The organism is Kribbella sp. CWNU-51 (assembly GCF_054073265.1).
In genome coordinates this window covers 146,172-164,771 of record NZ_JBSXMZ010000059.1, presented here as the reverse complement: position 1 = coordinate 164,771, position 18,600 = coordinate 146,172, and the positions used below count along the sequence as shown (strand labels likewise).

Sequence of the window (18,600 nt, the reverse complement as noted above, 5' to 3'; positions counted from 1 at the left end):
ACCCCGCCCGATCCGAGAGGCTGTACCCCATGAGGAACGACCTGCGCCCGCGCCGGACCGGCGCGGTGCGGACGCGGTTGCTGTCCGTTACCGGTGGTGTGATCGCCGTAGGGGTAGTCGGTTCGCTGCTGCTCTGGCATGCGCAGCTGGGGGACATGCTCGGTCTCGCCGCAGACAAGGAGCCTGTGGTGTCGAGCGTGAGTGCGCCGGCCGTCGGCGCGCCACCCGCGACGAAGCCGACGCGCACTCCGACCCGCTCGCCGTCCACTCCGCCGAAGCCGACCCGGACGCCGAAGCCGCCGAAGCCGCCGGTCAAGACGACGAAGGTGTCGTCCGAGGAGAGCATCGACGGGTTGTCGCCGAAGCTGAAGGCGCGGTTGAAGCGGGCAATGACAGCCGCGCGGGCCGACGGCGTCACGATCCGGATCACGTCGGCCCGGCGGAGCGCGACCAAGCAGCAGCGACTGCTGAACGAGGCGATCAAGAAGTACGGCTCGTACAAGCTGGCGACCCGGTGGGTGCTGCCGCCGAAGTACTCCGCCCACGTGCTGGGCAAGGCCGTTGACATCGGTCCGGCGGCCGCCATGACCTGGCTGAACAAGAACGGCTGGCGGTACGGCGTGTGCCGCCGCTACGACAACGAACCCTGGCACTTCGAGGCGCTGACAGCGCCCGGCACGAAGTGCCCACCGCGTGAACCCCACGCGGTGGCCAAGGCCGACTGATCCGACACCCAACGGGAGCTGACGATGACGATGACCTACGCCCAACCGCTGCCCCGGCGCTACCCGCGTGCGCGGCTCGCTGTCCCCGCCTTGTGGCGACAGGTGATTCGTGGCGGTGAGACGGGAGGCGAGACGATCGTGCCGGAGCCGGATCGTTCGGCGCACACCCAGCTGGACATCTACGACGGCGTACTGGCCGCGTTCGAACGGCGGGACGAGGTGGCCGCGGTTGTGGCCGCCGCTGCCGACCGGCAGGCCGCGGTCAGCGGGCTGCGCTTGCGGCTCGGGCTGAGTCAGCTGCAGGCGTCCGCACTCGTCGACCTGCCGCTGACCGACGACTGCCGGGACCGGATCGCCCACCGCGCCGAGGAGCTCCGGGCCGCACTCCGCCACTGACGCGCGGCCGGCACCACCACCCCCGCGGCTCGCCCGGACCTGCGGGGGTTGCACGGCGCGGGGAGGATGGAGGGGTGATCACGATCGAGCAGGCCGGGCGACTGCGCAAGGCCGGGGTGCTGTGGGCGCCCGCGGCAGGGGATCGTTTCGTCGTACCGGACCGGGACATGGACGAGGACGTGTTCGTGGTGAGCGACATGACCGTCGAGGTGCACGACTACCAGGGCAGCAAGGTGATCGGTTTCAACGGCACCACCGAGTGGGCCCTGGACAGCATCGAGCAGCGCGAGGTCATCTGGCTCCCCCGCGAGGAGCAGCTCCGCGCCCTCCTCGGCAACCACTTCCACACCCTCGAGGCCGTCCCCGGCGGCTTCCGGGTAGACCTCACCGACTCCACCCACACCGCCGAAGACGCCGAACAGGCCTACGCCAAGGCAGTCATTCACCTCCTCGGCGCCTAGCTCGGGGTTGCCAGGACAGCCTGGGCGGACCGAAGAACTGGACGTACATCTCTACGTAGATCGCCTCGGCACGCTCAGGCGGTCCCATCTGGTGGCAGGTAGGTGGACTACTTCCTGTCCGTATGTACCGTCTTGAAGGTGACGGACGGGATCTGGTTGCGGTTTCTGAGTGGCCCGGAGATCGACTCGCTGGGGCTGACCCGGCTGGAGATCGTGGACGCGGCCGAGGAAGCGGTGCGTGAACACGGCGAAGGGCGAACCAGCTTCGAACCGCGGGTGCACCTGATGCCGGACAACGGCGGCATCGGCCATTTCAACGTCCTGCGTGGTCACCTCGACGGGCTCGGCGAGCACGGCGTCAGCGGGGTCAAGGTGGTCGGCGACTTCGTGCCGAACTACCAGAAGGGTCTGCCGAGCGAGCTGGCGATGGCGACCCTATTCGACCCGACCACCGGCGTACCGCTCGCGGTGCTGGACGCGACCATGATCACCGCGGCCCGGACCGGCGCGATGACCACGGTCGGCGCCCGCTACCTGGCCCGGCGGGACAGCAAGGTCCTCGCCCACGCGGGCGCTCGCGGTACGGCGTGGTGGAACGTGACCATGCTGGACGACCTCCTCGACCTGGACGAGATCCGGGTGACCTCGAAGCGACCGGAGTCCCGGGAGAAGTTCGCCGCCGAACTGTCCGCCGAGTTGTCCACGCCGGTGCGGGTGGTGGCGACGGCGGAGGAGGCGTTCGACGGGGCCGACGTACTGGTCGAGGCGACGCGGTTGACTGCGCCGGAGCCGCTGTTGCGTACGGCGGCGGTGAAGCCGGGTGCGTTCGTCGTACCGTACGGGACGATCAGCGCGGTCGAGCTCGATCTGCTGGACGTGATGGACAAGGTGGTCGTCGACGACTGGCGGGAGGCGCAGTCGGGGCGGTTCGGGTCGTTGCGGCGGCACGTGGACACCGGGCGGTTGTCACCGGCGACGTTGTACGCCGAGCTCGGTGAGATCGTGGCCGGCCGCAAGCCGGGCCGGGAGAACGATGCCGAGCGCAACCTTTTCTGGCACCGCGGCCTGTCGCTGCTCGACGTCGCGATCGCTCACCTGATCCTGCGCACGGCCGAGACCGCGAACGTCGGCACGATGCTGCGCTTCCACTGATGATCAACGAACCCGCCGACCTCGATCCGGCCTCCACCGAGCCGATCACCATCGCTCAGCCCGTCCTGGATCGCCTGGCCGCGATCCGCTCCAGCGTCCTGCAGGCGCTCTCGACCGGCGATGCCGTCTACGGCGTCAACACGGGAATGGGCAACCTCAGCAAGGTCCGGCTGTCCGAGGACGAGCAGCGCATCCACCAGCGCAACCTGCTGCTCGGCCGCGCGGTCGGCGGGCCGCCCTGGCTCCCGGCCGACGAAGCCCGAGCCGTCCTGATCGGCCGCCTGAAGACCTTCCTCACCGGCGACGCGGGGGTCTCGGTCGAGCTCATCGGACAGGTGGTCGACTACATCAACAGCGGACGGGTGCCGAAGATCCCCGCCGAAGGAGCAGGCTCAGCCGGCGAGATCATCCCCCTCGCCCACGCGTTCGCCCCGTTGGTGACCGGGCCGGGCGCGTTCGAGCTCGGCCCGAAGGAGGGCATCGCCTTGCTCGCCGGGATCCCCGGCGCCACCGGACGAGCGGCTCTCCACACCACGCGGGTACGCCGTCTCGCCGACAACCTGAGTGCGGTTGCTGCCGGGGCGATCGCTGTGGTCGGCGCCAACCGCGCGCCGTACCAGCCGGCGGCTGCCCGGGGTGACGACCTCCTGGCCGCTGAATTCATCCGGATTCGCGAGCTGGCCGGGCCCGAGGCCGAGCCGCGAGCCCTTCAAGCACCTGTGTCGTTTCGCGTTGCGGGTCACGTGATCGCGCACGTCCGGCGGACCCTGCGGGCCTTGGACGAGGCGGTCGAGCGGACGTTCAACGGTGTGACGGACTCACCGGCGTACCTGGATGGTGAGTTCATCGGTACGGCTGGCTTTCACGGTATCGACCTGGCCGCGCACTGCGATCACCTGACCGCTTCGCTCGCCCACGCCGCCGAGGTCTCGACCGCCCGGCTGCACCGCTTGCTCGACCCGCGAGTGACCGGCCTGTCTGCCCAGTTGGCCCGTGAGCCCGGCCCGCAGGCCGGGCTCGTCGCCGTCCATAAGCGAGCCGTCGCCACCACCCACTACCTCCGCCGCCTCACGTTGCCCACGGCAATCAGTACGGCGGAGACCTCGAACGGCCAGGAGGACGTCCAGACGTTCTCCTGGGAGGCCGTCGGTGTCCTCGCCGAGGCGATCCGCCTTACCCGCGAGACGTCCGCCTGCGAACTCCTGGCCGTTCGCCAGGCGTTCGCCCTGTCGAACCGCCCGATCCCGGCCGGCCTCCGCAACCTCATGCGGGCAGTCGATGCCGTCGTACCTCCGATCGAAGCGGATCGCCCCTTCGGCGAGGACCTGACCAGACTGCTGGACCAGGTGCTCTAGGCCCCCGGCGATCAGGTACGGCCGACCTGACTCGATGGCCGTCCCACTCATGGGTTGATCGAAAAAGCCAGCGCGACACGCCGGTGGCGAGAAGCCGTAAGTAGCTTGCGTGGGGCCTGTGTCGTTGGCCTGGGTGTTCAGTCGATCCACTAGCCTGACCAGGGTCCGAGGCGGAGATGGGGGAGTTTCGTGAAGCGGTTCGTGGTCCCGCCGACCTGGCCGTCGCCGCCCCGCCGCAGTTGGGTCCCGCCGAAAACCTGGCGTCCCGATCCGTCCTGGGCGCCGGCCCCCGAGGGCTGGCAGTTCTGGGTCGACGGCAAGGGCAAACCGGTCCGCGGCCCGATCGGCCGGTACGGCGGTCCGGCCCGCCGGGTGATGTACGCCGGAGCCGGCGCATTGGTCCTCTTCCTCGGAGTCAACATCTGGGCGGTGTCCGCGCTCGGCCTGTTCGGCGGCGACTCCGGTGACCCGCAGGCCGTCCAGGTCGTCGACGACAGTACGCCGACACCGTCCGCGAGCCCGTCGCCCGTCGTGCTGCAGACCACCACGCCGCCCCCGGTGCCGGAGACCACCGTGACGCCGACGCAGAAGCCCACTCCGCGACCGACCCAGCAGCCGACCAGGACCAAGACCACCGAGCGCCGCACCGAAGAGCGGCCCGACCCGACGCCGACCAGGACGACCACGGCGAAGAAGACCCCCACGCCGCCACGCACGAGCACGCCACCGACACGCGAAGAGATCTGGAGGCAGTACTGCCTCCAGCGGGGCTGGGATCCCAAGTGGTGCGACCCGAACAACTGGCCCCAAGACCCGACCGGCACTCCGCGCAAGGGTCGCTGAGTTCCCTCGTGCCGGTTGACACCCGGGGAGTTCCGCCCGCATCCTTAACCACATGGTTTCAAAACCAGATGGTTATGATCAGCTGAGCGGGGTGTTCGCGGCACTGGCGGATCCCACCCGGCGGGCGATCCTGCGGCAGCTCCGCGACGGTGACGCGACCGTCGCCGAGCTCGCCAAGCCGTTCACGATGTCGCAGCCGGCCGTCTCCAAGCACCTGAAGGTGCTCGAGCTGGCCGGCCTGATCAGCCGCACGCAGCGGGCGACCGCCCGGCTGAGCCATCTCGAGGCCGAACCGCTGCGGGAGGCCGTCGGCTGGCTGATGGACTACCGCGCCTATTGGGCGGAGAGCTTCGACCGTCTGGACGGACTGCTCGACGAACTGAAGGACGAGTCATGAGCGAGATGCAGGTGATCGCGGAGCCCGGCGTACCGCAGGTCATCATCACCAGGGAGTTCAGAGCACCGCGAGAGCTGCTGTTCCGCGCGTACACCGAGCCGGACCTGGTGGCGCGCTGGCTCGGCCCGGCCGGTCTCGAGCTGATCGTGAACCAACTGGATCCGCAGCACGGCGGCAGGTGGCGCTGGACGCACTACGACGCCGACGGCAAGGGGTATGTCTTCCACGGGCTGTACCACGGGACGCCCACGCCGGAGCGGATCGTGCAGACGTACGAGTTCGACCAGCAGCCCGGGACCGTCTATCTGAATCTGATCACCTTCGACGAGGCCGACGGCATCACCACGCTGCGGCAGAACACCGTGTTCTTCGCCGTCGAGGACCGCGACCTGTACGTCGCCGGCGGCATGGAGCGCGGCATCCGTGCGTCGATGCAACAACTCGACGACCTAGTCACCGAACTGGCCAAGGAGGGCCACTCATGATGCTCACCGGAAAGAATGCGATCGTGTACGGCGCGGCCGGCCCGATCGGCAGCGCGGTCGCCAAGGCCTTCGCAGCCGAGGGCGCGACGGTGTATCTCGCCGGGCGTACGGCGGACAAGCTCGACCTGGTCGCGGACGAGATCCGCGCCGCGGGCGGCACCGCGGAGACCGGAGTCGTCGATGCTCTCGACGAGCGTTCGGTGGACGAGCACGCTGACGCGGTGGCGGCCGCGGCCGGTTGCATCGACATCTCGTTCAACCTGATCGGCCACCGGCAGTTCTTCGGGACGCCGCTGATCGAGATGTCCGTCGCGGATGTCGAGCTGCCGGTGTCGACGATGGTCCGCACCTTCTACCTCACCTCGCGCGCGGCGGCCCGGCACATGACCGACCGCGGCTCGGGCGTCATCCTGACCTTCGGCGGGTACGGCCCTCCGACGGCGAACCTCGGCGCGTTCCAGGTCGGCTTCGGCGCGGTCGAAGCACTCCGCCGCACTCTCGCCTGTGAGCTGGGACCACACGGCATCCGGGTGCTCACGCTGCAGACCGGTGGCATCCCCGAGGCGATTCCGGACAGCTATGGCGAGAAGGTCAAACAAAGCCTGGCCGAGGACACGGCCGCACGCACGATGCTCCAGCGGGCCGCAACGCTCGCCGATGTCGGCGCGCTGGCCGCCTTCGCCGCCTCCGACCTGGCCCGCTCCATGACAGCCACCGCCCTCAACCTCACCGCCGGCGCAGTCGTCGACTGAGGCCCGTTAGGTCCGAAGAAATGAGCGCTATGGGCCACGCTTCTTCGGACGTTGCGAGGTGTCAGACGATGTTTCGTTCGGCGCGTGCCGCGGACGTGTGGAAGCGGCGGGCGTCGAGTGGGGTGATGTCGACGAACGGCTCGCGGCCGAGGTAGAGGTCGCGGATGATCTCGCCGACGGCCGGTCCCTGCAGGAAGCCGTGGCCGGAAAACCCTGTGGCATAAAGGAATCTGGACACTCCGTCGGCCTCGCCGATGAGCGCGTTGTGATCCGGAGTCACCTCGTAGAGGCCGGCCCAGCCGCCGGTCAGGCCGACGTCGAGCAACGAGGGCGCGCGCCTGGTCATCGCCTCGGTCAGCCGGGGGAGCCAGGTGTCGGTCCGGTTCAGGTGGAAGCCGGGTTGCTCGTCGGGGTCCGACATCCCGACCAGCAGGCCGGGACCCTCGCGGTGGAAGTAGAACGTGCTGCTGAAGTCGATCGTCATCGGGACGCGGGCGGGAAGGTCCGGGATCGCCTCGGTGACAACGATCTGCCGCCGCAACGGCGTGACCGGCAACTCGACCCCGACCAACTCGGCGAGCGGCGCCGACCAGGCGCCGGCCACGCAGATGACCGTGCCGGTGCGAACCTCGCCGCGGCTGGTCCGGACCGCGGTGATGTGGTTGCCGAGGGCATCGATACCGAGGACCTCGCATCTGGTGACCAAGGTGGCGCCGAGCCGGCGGGCCGCGGTCGCATAGCCGAGTACGACGGACTCCGGCGTGCAATGCCCGTCCGCCGGGGAGAAGCAGGCCCCGGCCAGGCCGTCCGGCGCGAGGATCGGGGCGAGGCTAACCGCTTCGTCGACATCGATCATCCGGGTCGGCTGGCCGGCCGCGTTCTGCAGGCGGGTGCTCTCGCGGAACAGTTCGAGCTGGTCGGCGGTCTCGAGCAGGAACAGATACCCGACACGATGCAGGTCGATCTCCTGGCCGGGCCGTTCGCCGAACCGCGCGAACGCCTCCAGACTGCGCGCGCCCAGCGCGATGTTCAGCTCGTCGGAGAAGTTGGCCCGCACTCCACCGGCCGCCTTCGAGGTCGAGCCCGAGCCGAGCGCGTTCCGTTCCAGCAGCAGCACGTTCGGCACGCCGGCTTCGGCGAGGTGGAACGCGATGCTCGTGCCCATCACGCCACCGCCGACGATCACCACGTCGGCGGTGGTGGGGAGGTCGGCCGTCATCACAGCGCGGTCCGGCCGCTCGCCATCACGGCAGTTGGTAGGTCAGGTCGGCCTCGACGGTCTCGACATCCATCTGCGCCTTCTGCAGCCTGCCGGAGTAGTCCCAGTTCATCGACTGCCAGCGGGTGAACTGGTCGAGCACCCAGATCCCGCTCTGCCGGGAGCCGTTGCCGGACTTGCCGTTGCCGCCGAAGGGCAGGTGCGCCTCGGCGCCGGAGGTCGAGTTGTTCACACTCACCATCCCGGCCGAGATCCCCTGCGCGAACCGGAACGCCTTGTTCGGGTCGGTGGTGTAGATCGAGCTGGACAGGCCGTACCCGGACTTGTTGCCGAGGGCAATCGCCTCGTCGAGCGTCGTGTACGTCGCGACCCCGACGACGGGACCGAACGTCTCGTTCATGAACAACTCGTCGTCCGGCCGCACTCCGGCCACGATCACCGGGTGATAGAACAACCCGGCCGACGGATCGCCGACAAAACCGGCCCGCGGGTGCTCCGCGGTGACCCGTCCGGTCGCGCCGATCACCCGGTGGTGGGCCGCGATCCAGCCCAGTGACTTCTCGAACCCGGCCGCGAACTTCTCGTCCAGCAACGGACCGAACAGCACGTCCCGCGTCGGATCGCCCATCGCCGCACTCGCGACCGCCCGGCCGAACCGGTCGAGGAACTCGTCGTGCACCGACCGGTGGACGATCGCCGTACCGAGCGAGGTACACCGCTGACCCGCCGTACCGAAGCCGGAGAACAGGGCGCCCTCGACGGCCAGGTCGAGGTCGGCGTCCTCGGTGATCACCATCGGGTTCTTGCCGCCGAGCTCGAGGCACGGGGTCTGCAGGTGCCGGCCGCAGAGTTCGCCGATCCGGCTGCCGACCGCGCTCGACCCGGTGAAGCCGACCTTGTTGATCAGCCCGGCCCGCAAGGCCTGTTCGAGTCCGGTGAACGTGTCCGGCCCATCGGCGTACACGACGTTGAAGACGCCCGCAGGTACGCCGGAGTGCGCGAAGATCTCGTAGAACGCGTCGGAGACCACCGCGGAGTACTCCGCCGGCTTCCAGACGACCGTGTTGCCGCAGAGCAGCGCGGGGACGATGTACCAGGAGGGTACGGCGACCGGGAAGTTGCCGGCCGTGATCACCGCGACCGTGCCGACCGGGCGGCGGAACGTGAACAACTGCTTGTCGGGCATCTCGGACGGGACGGTCTGCCCGTAGAGCCGGCGGCCCTCGCCGATGAAGAAGTCGCAGGTGTCGATGATCTCCTGCACCTCGCCGCGCGCCTCCGCGATCGGCTTCCCGATCTCCCGCGTGACGAGTGCCGCGAGTCGCTCCTTGTTGGCGGTCATCAGCCGGCCGACGTTCGCGATCACCTGCCCACGTTGCGGTGCCGGCGTCGCCGCCCACGCGCTCTGCGCGGCCCGGGCCGCCTCGGCCGCGCGCACGAACACCTCAGGCCCCGCACTGCCGACCGTCCCCACGACATCGCTGAGCTGAGCCGGGTTGGTCGACGGAGTACGCCGTACCGCTTCCGCCACTCGCTCGCCACCGACAACGGACAGCACCTCGACGGCCATGCGGCATCCCCTTCCTGGTAGGAGCTTCCACCTTATGCGCGGGGCGGCACCTTGCGGTCGGGGTAGAGATCCGGGATCGGGATGGGCATCCGCCAGAGGCGGGACTCGGGGTGGATCATGCCGTGGCGGACAGCGACGTACCGGAGCAGGCGGAGCGGGCCGGCGATCAGGAGGAAGGCCAGCGGGAGCTCGACCAGGCAAGCACTCAGCAGCGCCTGGGTGAGGTCGCCGCCGCGCTGACTCGTCATCACGTCGAACCAGGCGTCGCAGATCAGCAGCACCCCGGAGGCGAACGCGGCCGGGAAGACGAACTGCTTGCGCTTCCAGCCCGCGAGGGCGGTCAGGGTCAGCATGGCGACCAGCAGGATGTCGAACCCGACCCAGGTCGCGACCCAGTTCCGGGCGACGTAGTGGCTGGGCAGGGTGATCGCCAGGTAGACGGTCCACGGGATCAGGGCGGCCACGCAGACCAGCATCAGCGCGGTCCGGAACTTGCGGATCCGGTCGAACGCGCGCCGCGACGGCATCCCGGGCGGGCGGGGCGCCAGCCGCAGGATCAGGTCCCGTCGCTCGGCCGGCGTCATCGCAGCGATCTCTTCGTCGGTCAGGTCCACCTCCCCAGTATGTCTTGTGATTGCATTCACAAGCCGATAAACTGAGCCGCCCGAAGCAACTGTCGATGAGGACAGGTGAGGTGTCGGCATGACCAAGCGCAAGCCGCCGGGCATGAGTACCCAGGATTGGGTCCGGGCCCAGGTCCAGCAGGCCGCGAACGCGGGCGAGTTCGACAACCTGGCGTTGGCGGGCAAGCCGCTGACCAAGTTGGCCGCCCCGCACGACCCGGACTGGTGGGTGAAGGACTTCATCCGCCGCGAGCAGATCGAGACCGACGCGCTGCTGCCGCCGGCGGTGCTGCTCCGCAAGGAGAAGCAGAAGGTGCAGGAGACCGTCGCGCGGATGCGGCGCGAGTCAGAGGTGCGCGACTACCTCGCGGATCTGAACAAGCGCATCCTGGTCAGCATCCGCGACACCACCGGCCCGGTCGTGCCGGTCGGCACGGTCGACGAGGAAGCGGTCCTGGCGCAGTGGAAGGCCGAGCGCCCGGAGCCGGCCCGCCAACAGTCGGTCGCCGAGCCTGAACGGCCGGCCAAGAAGTCGTTTTGGCAGCGGCTGTTCAGCTGAGTAGTTCGCGGGCCGCGGTCTCGATGGTCTGCTCGCCGAGCAGGACGTGGTGGGCGGCCGCGCCCAGCGGGACGTAGGAGTCGTGGCTCGTCACCCGGGCCAGCCGACCGGTGTAGCCGTGGTCGATCAGGGTCGCCAGGACGCCTTCGGAGACACCGCCGGACCGCCGGGTCTCGTCGACGACCAGCACCCGGCCGGTTGTAGTTGCCTCGCGCAACAGATCGTCGACCGGCAGCGGCGCCAGCCAGCGCAGGTCGAGGACCCGGATGCCTGGCACTCGGGCCGCCACTCGCAGACTCATCGGCACGCCGTTGCCGAACGTCACGACGGTCAGTTCCGTCCCGTCGCCGTACGTCCGGCCGCGTCCGATCGGCACCGGCTCCTTCGGGTACGACGCCACCCACTGGTCGTCCCCGTCGTCGTACAGATCGCGCCGGTGGTAGAGCGCGATCGGCTCGAGGAACACGCTGACCGTGCCCGACGATCGCGCGGCCGCCGCGCAGGCATGCAGCATCGCGGCCGCGTCGTCCGGCCGGGACGGCGACGCGATCACGATCCCGGGGATGTCGCGGAGGACGCCGATCGCGTCGTCGTTGTGGAAATGGCCGCCGAACCCCTTCTGGTAGCCGTAGCCGGCGACCCGCAGGACCATCGGGTTCGCGTACTGCTCCTGGGAGAAGAACTTCAGCGACGCCGCCTCGCCGCGGAGCTGGTCCTCGGCGTTGTGCAGGTAGGCCAGGTACTGGATCTCCGGGATCGGCAGCAGTCCGGAGACGCCCGCGCCCAACCCCAGGCCGAGAATGGACTGCTCGTCCAGCAAGGTGTCGAACACCCGGGCCGGGCCGAATGACTTCTGCAGCCCGCGCGTCACGCCGTACACGCCGCCCTTGCGGCCGACATCCTCGCCGAAGACCATCGCCTCCGGGTAGGACGCGAGTACGTCGCTCAAGGCTTGGTTGATCGACTGGCTCAGGGTCAGCCGCTCCGTCGGCTTCGACCGCTGAGGCAACGAGGTCGCGACGGCCTCCGGGTCGGGGAAGCGCAGCGGCGCGGCGACGGCCTCCGCCGACGAAAGCTGCGGTAGGCCCGCGACCTCGGCCGCGATCCCCATCGCCTCGGACCGCTTGTCCTCGTAAATCTCGATGATGTCGTCCGCTGTCAGCCCGGTGCCGAGGAGCAGGCGCGCCGTACCGAGGAGTGGGTCGAGCTCCTCGTCCGCGGCCAGCTCGGCGGGACTCCGGTACGCCGCTTCCACGTCGGAGCCGGCGTGGCCGAGCAGGCGGACGGTGCGCAGCCGCAGGAAGGCCGGTCGCCGGTTGCGCCGGACGAAGGTGGCCGCCTCTGTCGCGATGGTCAGCGTCGCCGCGAGGTCTGTGCCGTCGGCGTCGAAGTACCGCAGGCCGGGCCGCTGTCCGTACGCCTGCCGGATCCATCCGTCCGGGGTGCGCACGCTGATGCCGATGCCGTTGTCCTCGCAGACCAGCAGCAGCGGCATCGGCAGCCCCTGGTACGACGCGTGCAAGGCGGCGTTGATCGCGCCGGTCGCGGTCGAATGGTTCGCGGAGGCGTCGCCGAAGCTGGTCACCACGATCGCGTCGGCCGGCCACGGCGACGGAACGCCGAGCTTCCCCGACCGGTTCAGCGAGAACGCGACGCCCATCGCCCGTGGCAGGTGGGACGCGATCGTCGAGGTCTGCGGGATGATCGCCAGGTCGTGCCGGCCGAACACCTTGTGCCGGCCGCCGGCGATCGGCTCCGTCGTCGCCGCCGCGACGCCGAGGAGGATGTCGCGGAGGCCTTCCTTCGAGCCGCACTGGTCGGCGCGGGTGAGGTAGAAGGCGCCGGACCGGTAGTGCAGGAGCGCCGGATCGGTCGGTCGGAGAGCGGCGGCGACGGCCGCGTTCCCCTCGTGGCCGGCCGAGCCGATCGTGTAGAACCCGCTGCCCTGCGACTGCATCCAGCGCGCCGCCAGGTCGGCATGACGACTCCCGAGCTGAGCGTCGTACAGGCTCCGCAGCAGCTCGGTGGGTTGGTCCCACGCGGCCGGCCCGAGCCCACGTACCCGCTCGGCGAACCGCTCGTCCACCGCGTTCACGCGCACCACTCCAAGCTCCTCATCAGTTCCATGATCGGCGAAGAACGCCCGGACCACAGCTTGGCCCACGGACTGAGCACCCATGCTCGACCCAGCCCGGGTCCATCAGGAGTGGATTGATGGGGCGTGCTCAGGGAACCGTGACGGGGGGTGGTTCGTTCTCCGGGTATCTGTGAGGTGAACGTGTCGGCGGTGAGTGAGTAGTGGTCATGCGTCTTTCCCCGGTGGTGCGGCGGATGGCGATCGCGGCTGGTCTGGGGGTGGGGACCACCGGGGTGCTGGCCGGCGTTCTGCTGCTGGGTCCGCTCGCCGCGTCGATCCTGCTGGCCGTGGTGTTCGCGCTGGTGTGGCCGCTCGCCGCGGTGATCCGGCACGTGAACGACGATGCGCCGTTCCAATCACCGGTGACGGTTGCGGCAGCGGCCGCGGCCGCCGTGCTGTGCCTGCCGGGGCTGGTGCGGTTGCTGGCCTGGGGTGCGCTCGGGCTGGCGGCGGCGCTGGTCCTCGCGGCGGTGTTCGTACTGATCGACCTCGTCGTACCGGAGCGGCGGCCGCGACTGTCACGGCAGCAGCGGAAGCTCACGCGGATGAGTGAGTCCCAGTTCTTCGAGGACGAGGCGCTGATCGCGTCGCTCAAGTGCCCGCTCAGCATCGAGGAGCTCTGCGGGGTGTGGGCCGAGACCGCCACCCAGCTAGCGCAGGGCGCGGGACCACGGGATCGCCAGGCGGTCGCCGAAGTACGCCGGATCTGCCTGGACGAATTCGAGCGCCTCAACCCCGACGGCTTCCACCGCTGGCTCGACGCCGGCGCCCCCGCCAACCCGAGCAGCTACCTGCTCCCTACGCCGGGAGAAGGCCCCACAAGCCTCTGACCAGCGCGTCAGGCTGCTTTCTTCTTTGTCGATGACTTCTTGGGTGAGCTCTTCTTCTTCGCTGCTGTCTTCTTGGTGGTCCGGGACTTGCGGGCCGACTCGACGCTCGCGCGGAGGGCGGCGACCAGGTCGGTCGGGGTGGTGGCCTCCGGCTCCTCCTCGGTGAAGACGACCTCCTTGCCCTTGCGCTTGGTGTTCACGAGCTTGCGGACCCGCTCGGTGTAGGTGTCCTTGTAGGCGGCCGGCTTCCACTCACCGCTCATCGCTTCGATCAGGTCGACGGCCATCGACAGCTGTTTCCCGGCGGTCGACTTGCGGGGCAGGTCGCCGACCTCCTTGTCCGGGTCGCGGATCTCGTCGGCGAAGAACATCGTCTCCAGCACCAGAACCTTGCCGTCGGCCCGGATCGTGGCCAGGTACTCCTTGCCGCGCATCACGAACTTCGCGATCCCGGCCCGGTTCGTCTTCGCCAGCGCGTCCCGTAGCAGGCCGTACGACGAGGCGTTCTCGGAGTCCTTCGGGCCCAGATAGTAGCTCTTCTGGAAATGCATCGGGTCGATCTCGTCCAGGTCGACGAAGGTGTCGATCTCCAGCGAGCGCGACTTGCCGGGGGCGATGTTGTCCAGTTCCTCGGGCTCGACGATGACGTACTCGCCGCCGCCGACGTCGTGCCCCTTGACGATCTTGTCGAAGTCCACCTCGCGACCGGTCCGCTCGTTCACCCGCTTGTACCGGATCCGGTCCGACGTCCCCTTCTGGAACTGGTGGAAGTCCAGTTCGTGCTCCTGGGTCGCGCTGTACAGCCCGACCGGTACCGTGACCAGCCCGAAGGTGATGTACCCGCTCCAGATCGACCGCGCCATCGGAGGCTCCTCTCCATGCCGCCCCGGCCGGTACCCAGGTCAGAGCCGGTTGTATCGCTTCCGTGCCTCGCGGCTGTGTTTCTGGGCGTCGCGGGCGGCTCGCCGGGCTTCGTCCAGCTCGGCGCCGAGTCGTTTGACCTGCTCCTGGGCCTCGGCCAGCGCTTCGCGGGCGGCGTCGAGCTGGTTGTCGAGGTCCTCGACCGTCGCTTCGGCTTTCTGGGCCGCGGTCACCGCGTCCTCGAACGCCTGCTTGGCCTTCGCCTTCTCGGCGGCCTCGCGTTCTTCCGCTTCGCGCTCCGCGGCCTCCCGCTTGCCGCGCGTGGCGGCCGACTCCTTGTCGGCCTCGGCCTGCTGCGCCTTGCGGCGATCGCGGGCAGCCTGCCGGCGTTCGTCGGTGAGCAGGGTGACGTTGGAGGGTTCGCCGTTCTCGTCGACGACGCCGAAACCGACGTGCCGCAGCGCGCTGCTCAACCGGCCTTCGCGCAGCGCGTCACCGGCGGCCGGATCGATCAAGGCGGCGTCGAGTGTCTCGCGCAGCTTCTGACCGACGTCGGCGCTGACCTTCTGGCCTTCGTCCGAGGCCAGCCGGACAGCCTCTTTGGACAGCTTGTCCAGCAGCTGGTGGCGTTTCGGCGTCAGGTCCCGGAGCCGTTCGCCGTCGAGATCGGCGGTCGCCTCGCGGAACTCGTCGCCGAGCGCGAGCAGGTCGTCCAGCTCGTCCGGCAGGCTCCGGGCGACCAGGTTCGCCACCCAGGCGGCGACCGTCGGCTTGCGCATCGCCTTCAGCCGGGTCGACCCGAGCTGATCGCCGTCAGCCTTCAGCTGCTTGGCCAGCTCGTTGCGAGTAGCAATGAAATCGGCAGCCGGCGCCGCGTAGAGCGCATCCGCCGCCTCCTCGAAGTCCACGCTGCCGACGCTACCGCACCGACGAGCGGGTAGTCGTCGGCTCGACTACCCGTTCTTCGGTACGCCGTCCGGTGCGGCCAGGTCGGTGCGGAGCCGGTCGAGGATGCCGCGCAGCAGGCGGGACACCTGCATCTGGCTGACTCCGAGCTCGTGGCCGATCTCTTCCTGGGTGAAGCCGTTGCGGAACCGCAGCTCGAGGATGCGCTTGTCCCGGTCGCCGAGACCGGCGACGGCCGGCGTCAGGGTGTGCACGTTCTCGACCAGGTCGTACCCGTCCTCGGCGTCGGCGACTGTGTCGAGCAGGTTGGTGCCGCCCTCGGGCGCACCGGGCGCGTCCAGCGACAGCGTGCTGAAGCAGCCGCGGACCGAGCTGGCCTCGGCGATCTCGGCCGGATCAGTGCCGAGTGCCGCGGCGGTCTCCTCGTCGGTGGGGACATGCCCGAGGCGCTGGATGAGTTCGGGCTCGGCGGCGGCGATGCTGCCCTGCATCTCCTGGACCCGGCGCGGCGGCCGGACGGTCCACGCACAGTCGCGGAAGTACCGTTTCAGCTCGCCTCTGATCGTCGGTACGGCGTACGACAGGAAGGCTGTGGATGCGTCGATCTTGTAGCCGTTGGCGGCCTTGACCAGGCCGAGGTAGGCGACCTGCTCGAGGTCGTCGGAGTCAACGCCCTTGCTGCGATACCGCGACGCGATCGAGCGGGCCACGGGGGCGTTCAGGATCACGACCTCGTCCAGGAGTTGCTGGTGGCGCGGATCCGGTGTGTAGTCGGCTTCGAGCAGGAGTTCGTGGGTGGTGTCGGCGATGCGCTGTTTGGAGTCCTCAGCGCTGGGAGCTGCGGTCGTCACGGGAGAAACCTCGTCGTGTCGTCGTGCAGGTCGGTGGCATCACGGCTGAGCCACTACCTCCACCAGATCAAACTCGGCCGCCGCTTGCAAGTACTCAGGTGTTACACGTGTTTGAAACGAGTGCGTTGTGTGACGACGATGCAAAGAAGTACGACGACCGCGGTGATCGGAGCGGTCAGCGGGAGGTGCTCGTTCATCAGCAGCACCGACCACACCAGGGTGAGCAGGGGCTGGGCGAGCTGCAGCTGACTGGCCTTCGCGACGCCGATGATCCCCATGCCGCGATACCAGACGACGAACCCGCCAAGTTGCGAAATCCCAGCGATGTAAGCAAGGCCGACGAGACTCGATGGTGTCGGAGCGAAGCGTTCGTGCGGTACGGCGATCAGCGTGATGGCGAGGCTGATCGGCAGAGCGAGCACCACGGCCCAGGCGATCACATGCCATCCCGGCAGATGCCCGGCGAGCCGGCCGCCCTCGGCGTATCCGAGCGCACAAACCAGCAGCGCCGCCACGAGATACAGGTCGGCGATCGACACGCTGCCGTGGTGCTGGGTCAGCGTGAACACGACGACCGCCGCCGCGCCTACGCCGGCCGCACCCCAGAACATCCCGGGCAGCCGCTTCCGCGTCATCACCGCCGAAGCGGAGGCTGTCGCGATCGGCAGCAGCCCGACCACCACCGCCGAGTGCGCGGTCGTCGACGTCTGCAACGCTAACGTGGTCAGCAGCGGAAACCCGATCACACACCCACCCGCAACAACCAGCAGCCCGGCCAGATCCCGCCGCTCCGGCCACCTGACCCGAAGCACACCCAGCAGCCCGGCCGCGAGCACCCCCGCCAACAGCCCCCGCGCCCCGGTCGCGGTCCATGGCCCCATCCCCCGAGTCGCCCAAACAGTCGCCGGAAAGCTGAGCGAGAAAGAAGCCACCCCGGCCAAGGCCGCAAACGTCCCGGCCCCGATGGGCGGTATCGCTTTCCGCTGGGTGACAGTAGCGCTATCGTGACCTGTCATGGACCACGATAGCAGTCTGGGTGTGGTGGTCGGCAGGTTGCGGGCGGAGGTGACGACTGCCGGGCCGGGTGGGCGGTTGCCGTCCAGCCGTGCGTTGGTGCGGCGGTGGGGGATCAGTCCGGTCACGTTGTCGCGGGCGGTCACCGTGCTGATGGCTGAAGGGGTTGTCAGCTCGCGGCCCGGGGCGGGCGTGTTCGTCAGCGAGCGTGCACAGCGCCGACCGGCGACGTCGGCTGACCTGTCCTGGCAGGAGGAGGCGCTCAGGATGAGCCGGCCCGACATCGGGCCGATGATGCTGATGCTGGCGGCTCCCGTCGAAGGGGTCGTCGATCTGTCGACCGGTTACCTGCACGAGTCGCTTCAGCCGAGCAAGGCGCTGGCGGACGCGATCGGACGGGCGGGACGCCGGCCCGGGACCTGGACGCGTGCGCCGGCTGATGGGCTTCCCGAACTGCGGGCCTGGTTCGCCGCCGACATCGGTGGACGTGAGGGCCCTCTCGGTGCGAACGACGTGCTGATCAGTTCCGGCGGCCAGACCGCGCTGGTGACCGCGTTGCGAGCCTTGACCGATCCTGGTCAAGCAGTGCTGGTCGAGGTCCCGACGTACCCGGGAACGCTCGCGGCCGCCGCCGCGGCCGGCCTGCGGACCGTCCCCGTGCCGGTCGACGCGGACGGCCTCCGGGTCGAACTCCTGGAGGAGGCCTTCGCAACCTCAGGCGCCCGCGTGCTGGTCTGCCAACCACTGTTCCAGAACCCGACCGGTGCCGTACTCGCGCCGCCGCGAAGAGCGCGCCTGATGGAAGCGGTCCGCGCAGCCGGTGCCTTCGTCATCGAGGACGACTTCACCCGCCGCCTGGTCCACGACGACGCGCCCGACCTGCCCCAACCGCTGGCCGCGGACGACCCCGATGGTCACGTCGTCCACATCCGGTCGCTGACCAAACCCACCTCGCCGAGCCTGCGCATCTCCGGTCTCACCGCGCACGGAGCGGCGTACGCGCGGCTCCGCGACACCCATGTGATCAACAGCTTCTTCGTACCCAGGCCGATGCAGGAGACCGCACTGGAGTTGATGACGTCACCGTCCTACGCGACGCACCTGCGCCGGCTGGCGGCGGCATTACGGGAGCGACGGCAGGCGTTGACGCAGAGCCTGGCGGAGCGGAGTCCGCACCTGACGATCGATGCGGTCCGGCCCGGCGGCTATCACCTCTGGACCACACTGCCCGACGGAATGGTCGACGATCAGGTCGTCGCGGAAGCAGTTCGCCAAGGCGTCTCGGTCAGCCCGGGGAGGAACTTTTACCTGCCCGGCGGTCCGACCCGGCACCTGCGATTCAGCTACGCGGCCGCGGCGTCCGCCGACGAGATCGTCCGTGGCGTCGAACGGCTCGACCAGGTGGTGCGCAAGTTGCGCTGAAGCCTGACAGCTTCTGTCAGGTTTCCCTGATTGACTCACGCC

20 protein-coding genes are annotated in these 18,600 nt (G+C 69.3%); 12 read left to right on the top strand and 8 right to left on the bottom strand.

All coding sequences use genetic code 11. From position 1 onward, the window contains the following. The first annotated feature begins 29 nt into the window (after nucleotides 1-29). From ACXC9Q_RS40565 to ACXC9Q_RS40525, 9 genes are all read left to right on the top strand, one after another. The gene (locus ACXC9Q_RS40565) at nucleotides 30-725 is read left to right on the top strand and encodes a M15 family metallopeptidase (RefSeq protein WP_457062226.1); all 696 of its coding nucleotides are present in this window, start codon (nucleotides 30-32) and stop codon (nucleotides 723-725) included. 24 nt (nucleotides 726-749) lie between these two features. Further along, complete coding sequence (locus ACXC9Q_RS40560; protein ID WP_457062224.1) at nucleotides 750-1,121, top strand: hypothetical protein; 372 nt, start codon at nucleotides 750-752, stop codon at nucleotides 1,119-1,121. 74 nt (nucleotides 1,122-1,195) lie between these two features. Further along, nucleotides 1,196-1,582 carry a pilus assembly protein CpaE gene (locus tag ACXC9Q_RS40555; protein ID WP_329483959.1) on the top strand — a complete coding sequence of 129 codons (387 nt, stop codon included), beginning with the start codon at nucleotides 1,196-1,198 and terminating at the stop codon, nucleotides 1,580-1,582. A gap of 138 nt (nucleotides 1,583-1,720) precedes the next feature. Beyond that, nucleotides 1,721-2,734 (top strand): ornithine cyclodeaminase family protein, encoded by a 1,014-nt coding sequence (locus ACXC9Q_RS40550; RefSeq protein ID WP_457062221.1) that lies wholly within the window; start codon nucleotides 1,721-1,723, stop codon nucleotides 2,732-2,734. After that, nucleotides 2,734-4,089: an aromatic amino acid lyase gene (locus tag ACXC9Q_RS40545; RefSeq protein ID WP_457062219.1), complete on the top strand. Its 1,356-nt coding sequence runs from the start codon at nucleotides 2,734-2,736 to the stop codon at nucleotides 4,087-4,089. The genes ACXC9Q_RS40550 and ACXC9Q_RS40545 overlap by 1 nt, the downstream gene beginning before the upstream one ends. A gap of 189 nt (nucleotides 4,090-4,278) precedes the next feature. Further along, on the top strand, nucleotides 4,279-4,932 hold the full coding sequence (locus ACXC9Q_RS40540) for a hypothetical protein (protein WP_457062217.1): 654 nt from the start codon (nucleotides 4,279-4,281) through the stop codon (nucleotides 4,930-4,932). Nucleotides 4,933-4,984: 52 nt separating this feature from the next. Next, entirely contained in the window at nucleotides 4,985-5,329 is a 345-nt protein-coding gene (locus tag ACXC9Q_RS40535; protein WP_457062215.1) for an ArsR/SmtB family transcription factor, read from the top strand. Next, complete coding sequence (locus tag ACXC9Q_RS40530; RefSeq protein WP_457062213.1) at nucleotides 5,326-5,814, top strand: SRPBCC domain-containing protein; 489 nt, start codon at nucleotides 5,326-5,328, stop codon at nucleotides 5,812-5,814. Before ACXC9Q_RS40535 ends, ACXC9Q_RS40530 begins: the two co-directional genes overlap by 4 nt. Beyond that, nucleotides 5,811-6,566, top strand: coding sequence for an SDR family NAD(P)-dependent oxidoreductase (locus ACXC9Q_RS40525; protein WP_457062211.1), 756 nt, complete (start codon nucleotides 5,811-5,813; stop codon nucleotides 6,564-6,566). The genes ACXC9Q_RS40530 and ACXC9Q_RS40525 overlap by 4 nt, the downstream gene beginning before the upstream one ends. Nucleotides 6,567-6,627: 61 nt before the next feature. On the opposite strand, the gene ACXC9Q_RS40520 is transcribed toward ACXC9Q_RS40525, so the two are convergent. Genes ACXC9Q_RS40520 through ACXC9Q_RS40510 form a run of 3 tightly spaced genes read right to left on the bottom strand, consistent with a single transcriptional unit; the run spans nucleotide 6,628 to nucleotide 9,969 of the window. Further along, nucleotides 6,628-7,785 (bottom strand): NAD(P)/FAD-dependent oxidoreductase, encoded by a 1,158-nt coding sequence (locus tag ACXC9Q_RS40520; protein WP_457062210.1) that lies wholly within the window; start codon nucleotides 7,783-7,785, stop codon nucleotides 6,628-6,630. A 25-nt stretch (nucleotides 7,786-7,810) separates the two neighbouring features. Further along, the gene (locus ACXC9Q_RS40515) at nucleotides 7,811-9,355 is read right to left on the bottom strand and encodes an aldehyde dehydrogenase family protein (RefSeq protein ID WP_457062209.1); all 1,545 of its coding nucleotides are present in this window, start codon (nucleotides 9,353-9,355) and stop codon (nucleotides 7,811-7,813) included. Nucleotides 9,356-9,387: 32 nt separating this feature from the next. Beyond that, on the bottom strand, nucleotides 9,388-9,969 hold the full coding sequence (locus ACXC9Q_RS40510) for a hypothetical protein (RefSeq protein ID WP_457062207.1): 582 nt from the start codon (nucleotides 9,967-9,969) through the stop codon (nucleotides 9,388-9,390). A gap of 88 nt (nucleotides 9,970-10,057) precedes the next feature. On the opposite strand from ACXC9Q_RS40510, the gene ACXC9Q_RS40505 reads away from it, so the two are divergent. Beyond that, complete coding sequence (locus tag ACXC9Q_RS40505) at nucleotides 10,058-10,537, top strand: DnaJ family domain-containing protein (protein WP_457062206.1); 480 nt, start codon at nucleotides 10,058-10,060, stop codon at nucleotides 10,535-10,537. Here ACXC9Q_RS40505 and ACXC9Q_RS40500 read toward each other — a convergent pair. Then, the gene (locus tag ACXC9Q_RS40500) at nucleotides 10,530-12,701 is read right to left on the bottom strand and encodes a thiamine pyrophosphate-dependent enzyme (protein ID WP_457062205.1); all 2,172 of its coding nucleotides are present in this window, start codon (nucleotides 12,699-12,701) and stop codon (nucleotides 10,530-10,532) included. The two genes, ACXC9Q_RS40505 and ACXC9Q_RS40500, sit on opposite strands and share 8 nt — an antisense overlap. Nucleotides 12,702-12,841: 140 nt before the next feature. Here ACXC9Q_RS40500 and ACXC9Q_RS40495 point away from each other — a divergent pair, with 140 nt between their 5' ends. Beyond that, nucleotides 12,842-13,504, top strand: a complete 663-nt coding sequence (locus ACXC9Q_RS40495; RefSeq protein WP_457062203.1) for a hypothetical protein — start codon at nucleotides 12,842-12,844, stop codon at nucleotides 13,502-13,504. A gap of 8 nt (nucleotides 13,505-13,512) precedes the next feature. On the opposite strand, the gene ku is transcribed toward ACXC9Q_RS40495, so the two are convergent. The 4 genes from ku to ACXC9Q_RS40475 all read right to left on the bottom strand — a co-directional run bounded on the left by ku (nucleotide 13,513) and on the right by ACXC9Q_RS40475 (nucleotide 17,138). Then, on the bottom strand, nucleotides 13,513-14,367 hold the full coding sequence (gene ku, locus ACXC9Q_RS40490; protein WP_457062201.1) for a non-homologous end joining protein Ku: 855 nt from the start codon (nucleotides 14,365-14,367) through the stop codon (nucleotides 13,513-13,515). A gap of 39 nt (nucleotides 14,368-14,406) precedes the next feature. Further along, a complete protein-coding gene (locus ACXC9Q_RS40485) occupies nucleotides 14,407-15,273 on the bottom strand; it encodes a hypothetical protein (RefSeq protein ID WP_457062199.1) in 867 nt (288 codons plus the stop codon). A gap of 45 nt (nucleotides 15,274-15,318) precedes the next feature. Next, nucleotides 15,319-16,122 (bottom strand): sigma-70 family RNA polymerase sigma factor, encoded by an 804-nt coding sequence (locus ACXC9Q_RS40480; protein ID WP_457062198.1) that lies wholly within the window; start codon nucleotides 16,120-16,122, stop codon nucleotides 15,319-15,321. 101 nt (nucleotides 16,123-16,223) lie between these two features. Beyond that, complete coding sequence (locus ACXC9Q_RS40475; protein ID WP_457062197.1) at nucleotides 16,224-17,138, bottom strand: DMT family transporter; 915 nt, start codon at nucleotides 17,136-17,138, stop codon at nucleotides 16,224-16,226. Here ACXC9Q_RS40475 and ACXC9Q_RS40470 point away from each other — a divergent pair. Then, complete coding sequence (locus ACXC9Q_RS40470) at nucleotides 17,137-18,558, top strand: aminotransferase-like domain-containing protein (protein WP_457062196.1); 1,422 nt, start codon at nucleotides 17,137-17,139, stop codon at nucleotides 18,556-18,558. The two genes, ACXC9Q_RS40475 and ACXC9Q_RS40470, sit on opposite strands and share 2 nt — an antisense overlap. Nucleotides 18,559-18,600: the final 42 nt, after the last annotated feature.

Excerpts from the sequence above, each read along its gene's own strand:
- ACXC9Q_RS40565 (WP_457062226.1), top strand. The coding sequence starts at position 30 with ATGAGGAACGACCTGCGCCCGCGCCGGACCGGCGCGGTGCGGACGCGG.
- ACXC9Q_RS40560 (WP_457062224.1), top strand. The coding sequence starts at position 750 with ATGACGATGACCTACGCCCAACCGCTGCCCCGGCGCTACCCGCGTGCG.
- ACXC9Q_RS40545 (WP_457062219.1), top strand. The coding sequence starts at position 2,734 with ATGATCAACGAACCCGCCGACCTCGATCCGGCCTCCACCGAGCCGATC.
- ACXC9Q_RS40535 (WP_457062215.1), top strand. The coding sequence starts at position 4,985 with ATGGTTTCAAAACCAGATGGTTATGATCAGCTGAGCGGGGTGTTCGCG.
- ACXC9Q_RS40530 (WP_457062213.1), top strand. The coding sequence starts at position 5,326 with ATGAGCGAGATGCAGGTGATCGCGGAGCCCGGCGTACCGCAGGTCATC.
- ACXC9Q_RS40525 (WP_457062211.1), top strand. The coding sequence starts at position 5,811 with ATGATGCTCACCGGAAAGAATGCGATCGTGTACGGCGCGGCCGGCCCG.
- ACXC9Q_RS40520 (WP_457062210.1), bottom strand. The coding sequence starts at position 7,785 with ATGACGGCCGACCTCCCCACCACCGCCGACGTGGTGATCGTCGGCGGT.
- ACXC9Q_RS40515 (WP_457062209.1), bottom strand. The coding sequence starts at position 9,355 with ATGGCCGTCGAGGTGCTGTCCGTTGTCGGTGGCGAGCGAGTGGCGGAA.
- ACXC9Q_RS40505 (WP_457062206.1), top strand. The coding sequence starts at position 10,058 with ATGACCAAGCGCAAGCCGCCGGGCATGAGTACCCAGGATTGGGTCCGG.
- ACXC9Q_RS40495 (WP_457062203.1), top strand. The coding sequence starts at position 12,842 with ATGCGTCTTTCCCCGGTGGTGCGGCGGATGGCGATCGCGGCTGGTCTG.
- ku (WP_457062201.1), bottom strand. The coding sequence starts at position 14,367 with ATGGCGCGGTCGATCTGGAGCGGGTACATCACCTTCGGGCTGGTCACG.
- ACXC9Q_RS40470 (WP_457062196.1), top strand. The coding sequence starts at position 17,137 with ATGGACCACGATAGCAGTCTGGGTGTGGTGGTCGGCAGGTTGCGGGCG.
- ACXC9Q_RS40475 (WP_457062197.1), bottom strand. The coding sequence starts at position 17,138 with ATGACAGGTCACGATAGCGCTACTGTCACCCAGCGGAAAGCGATACCG.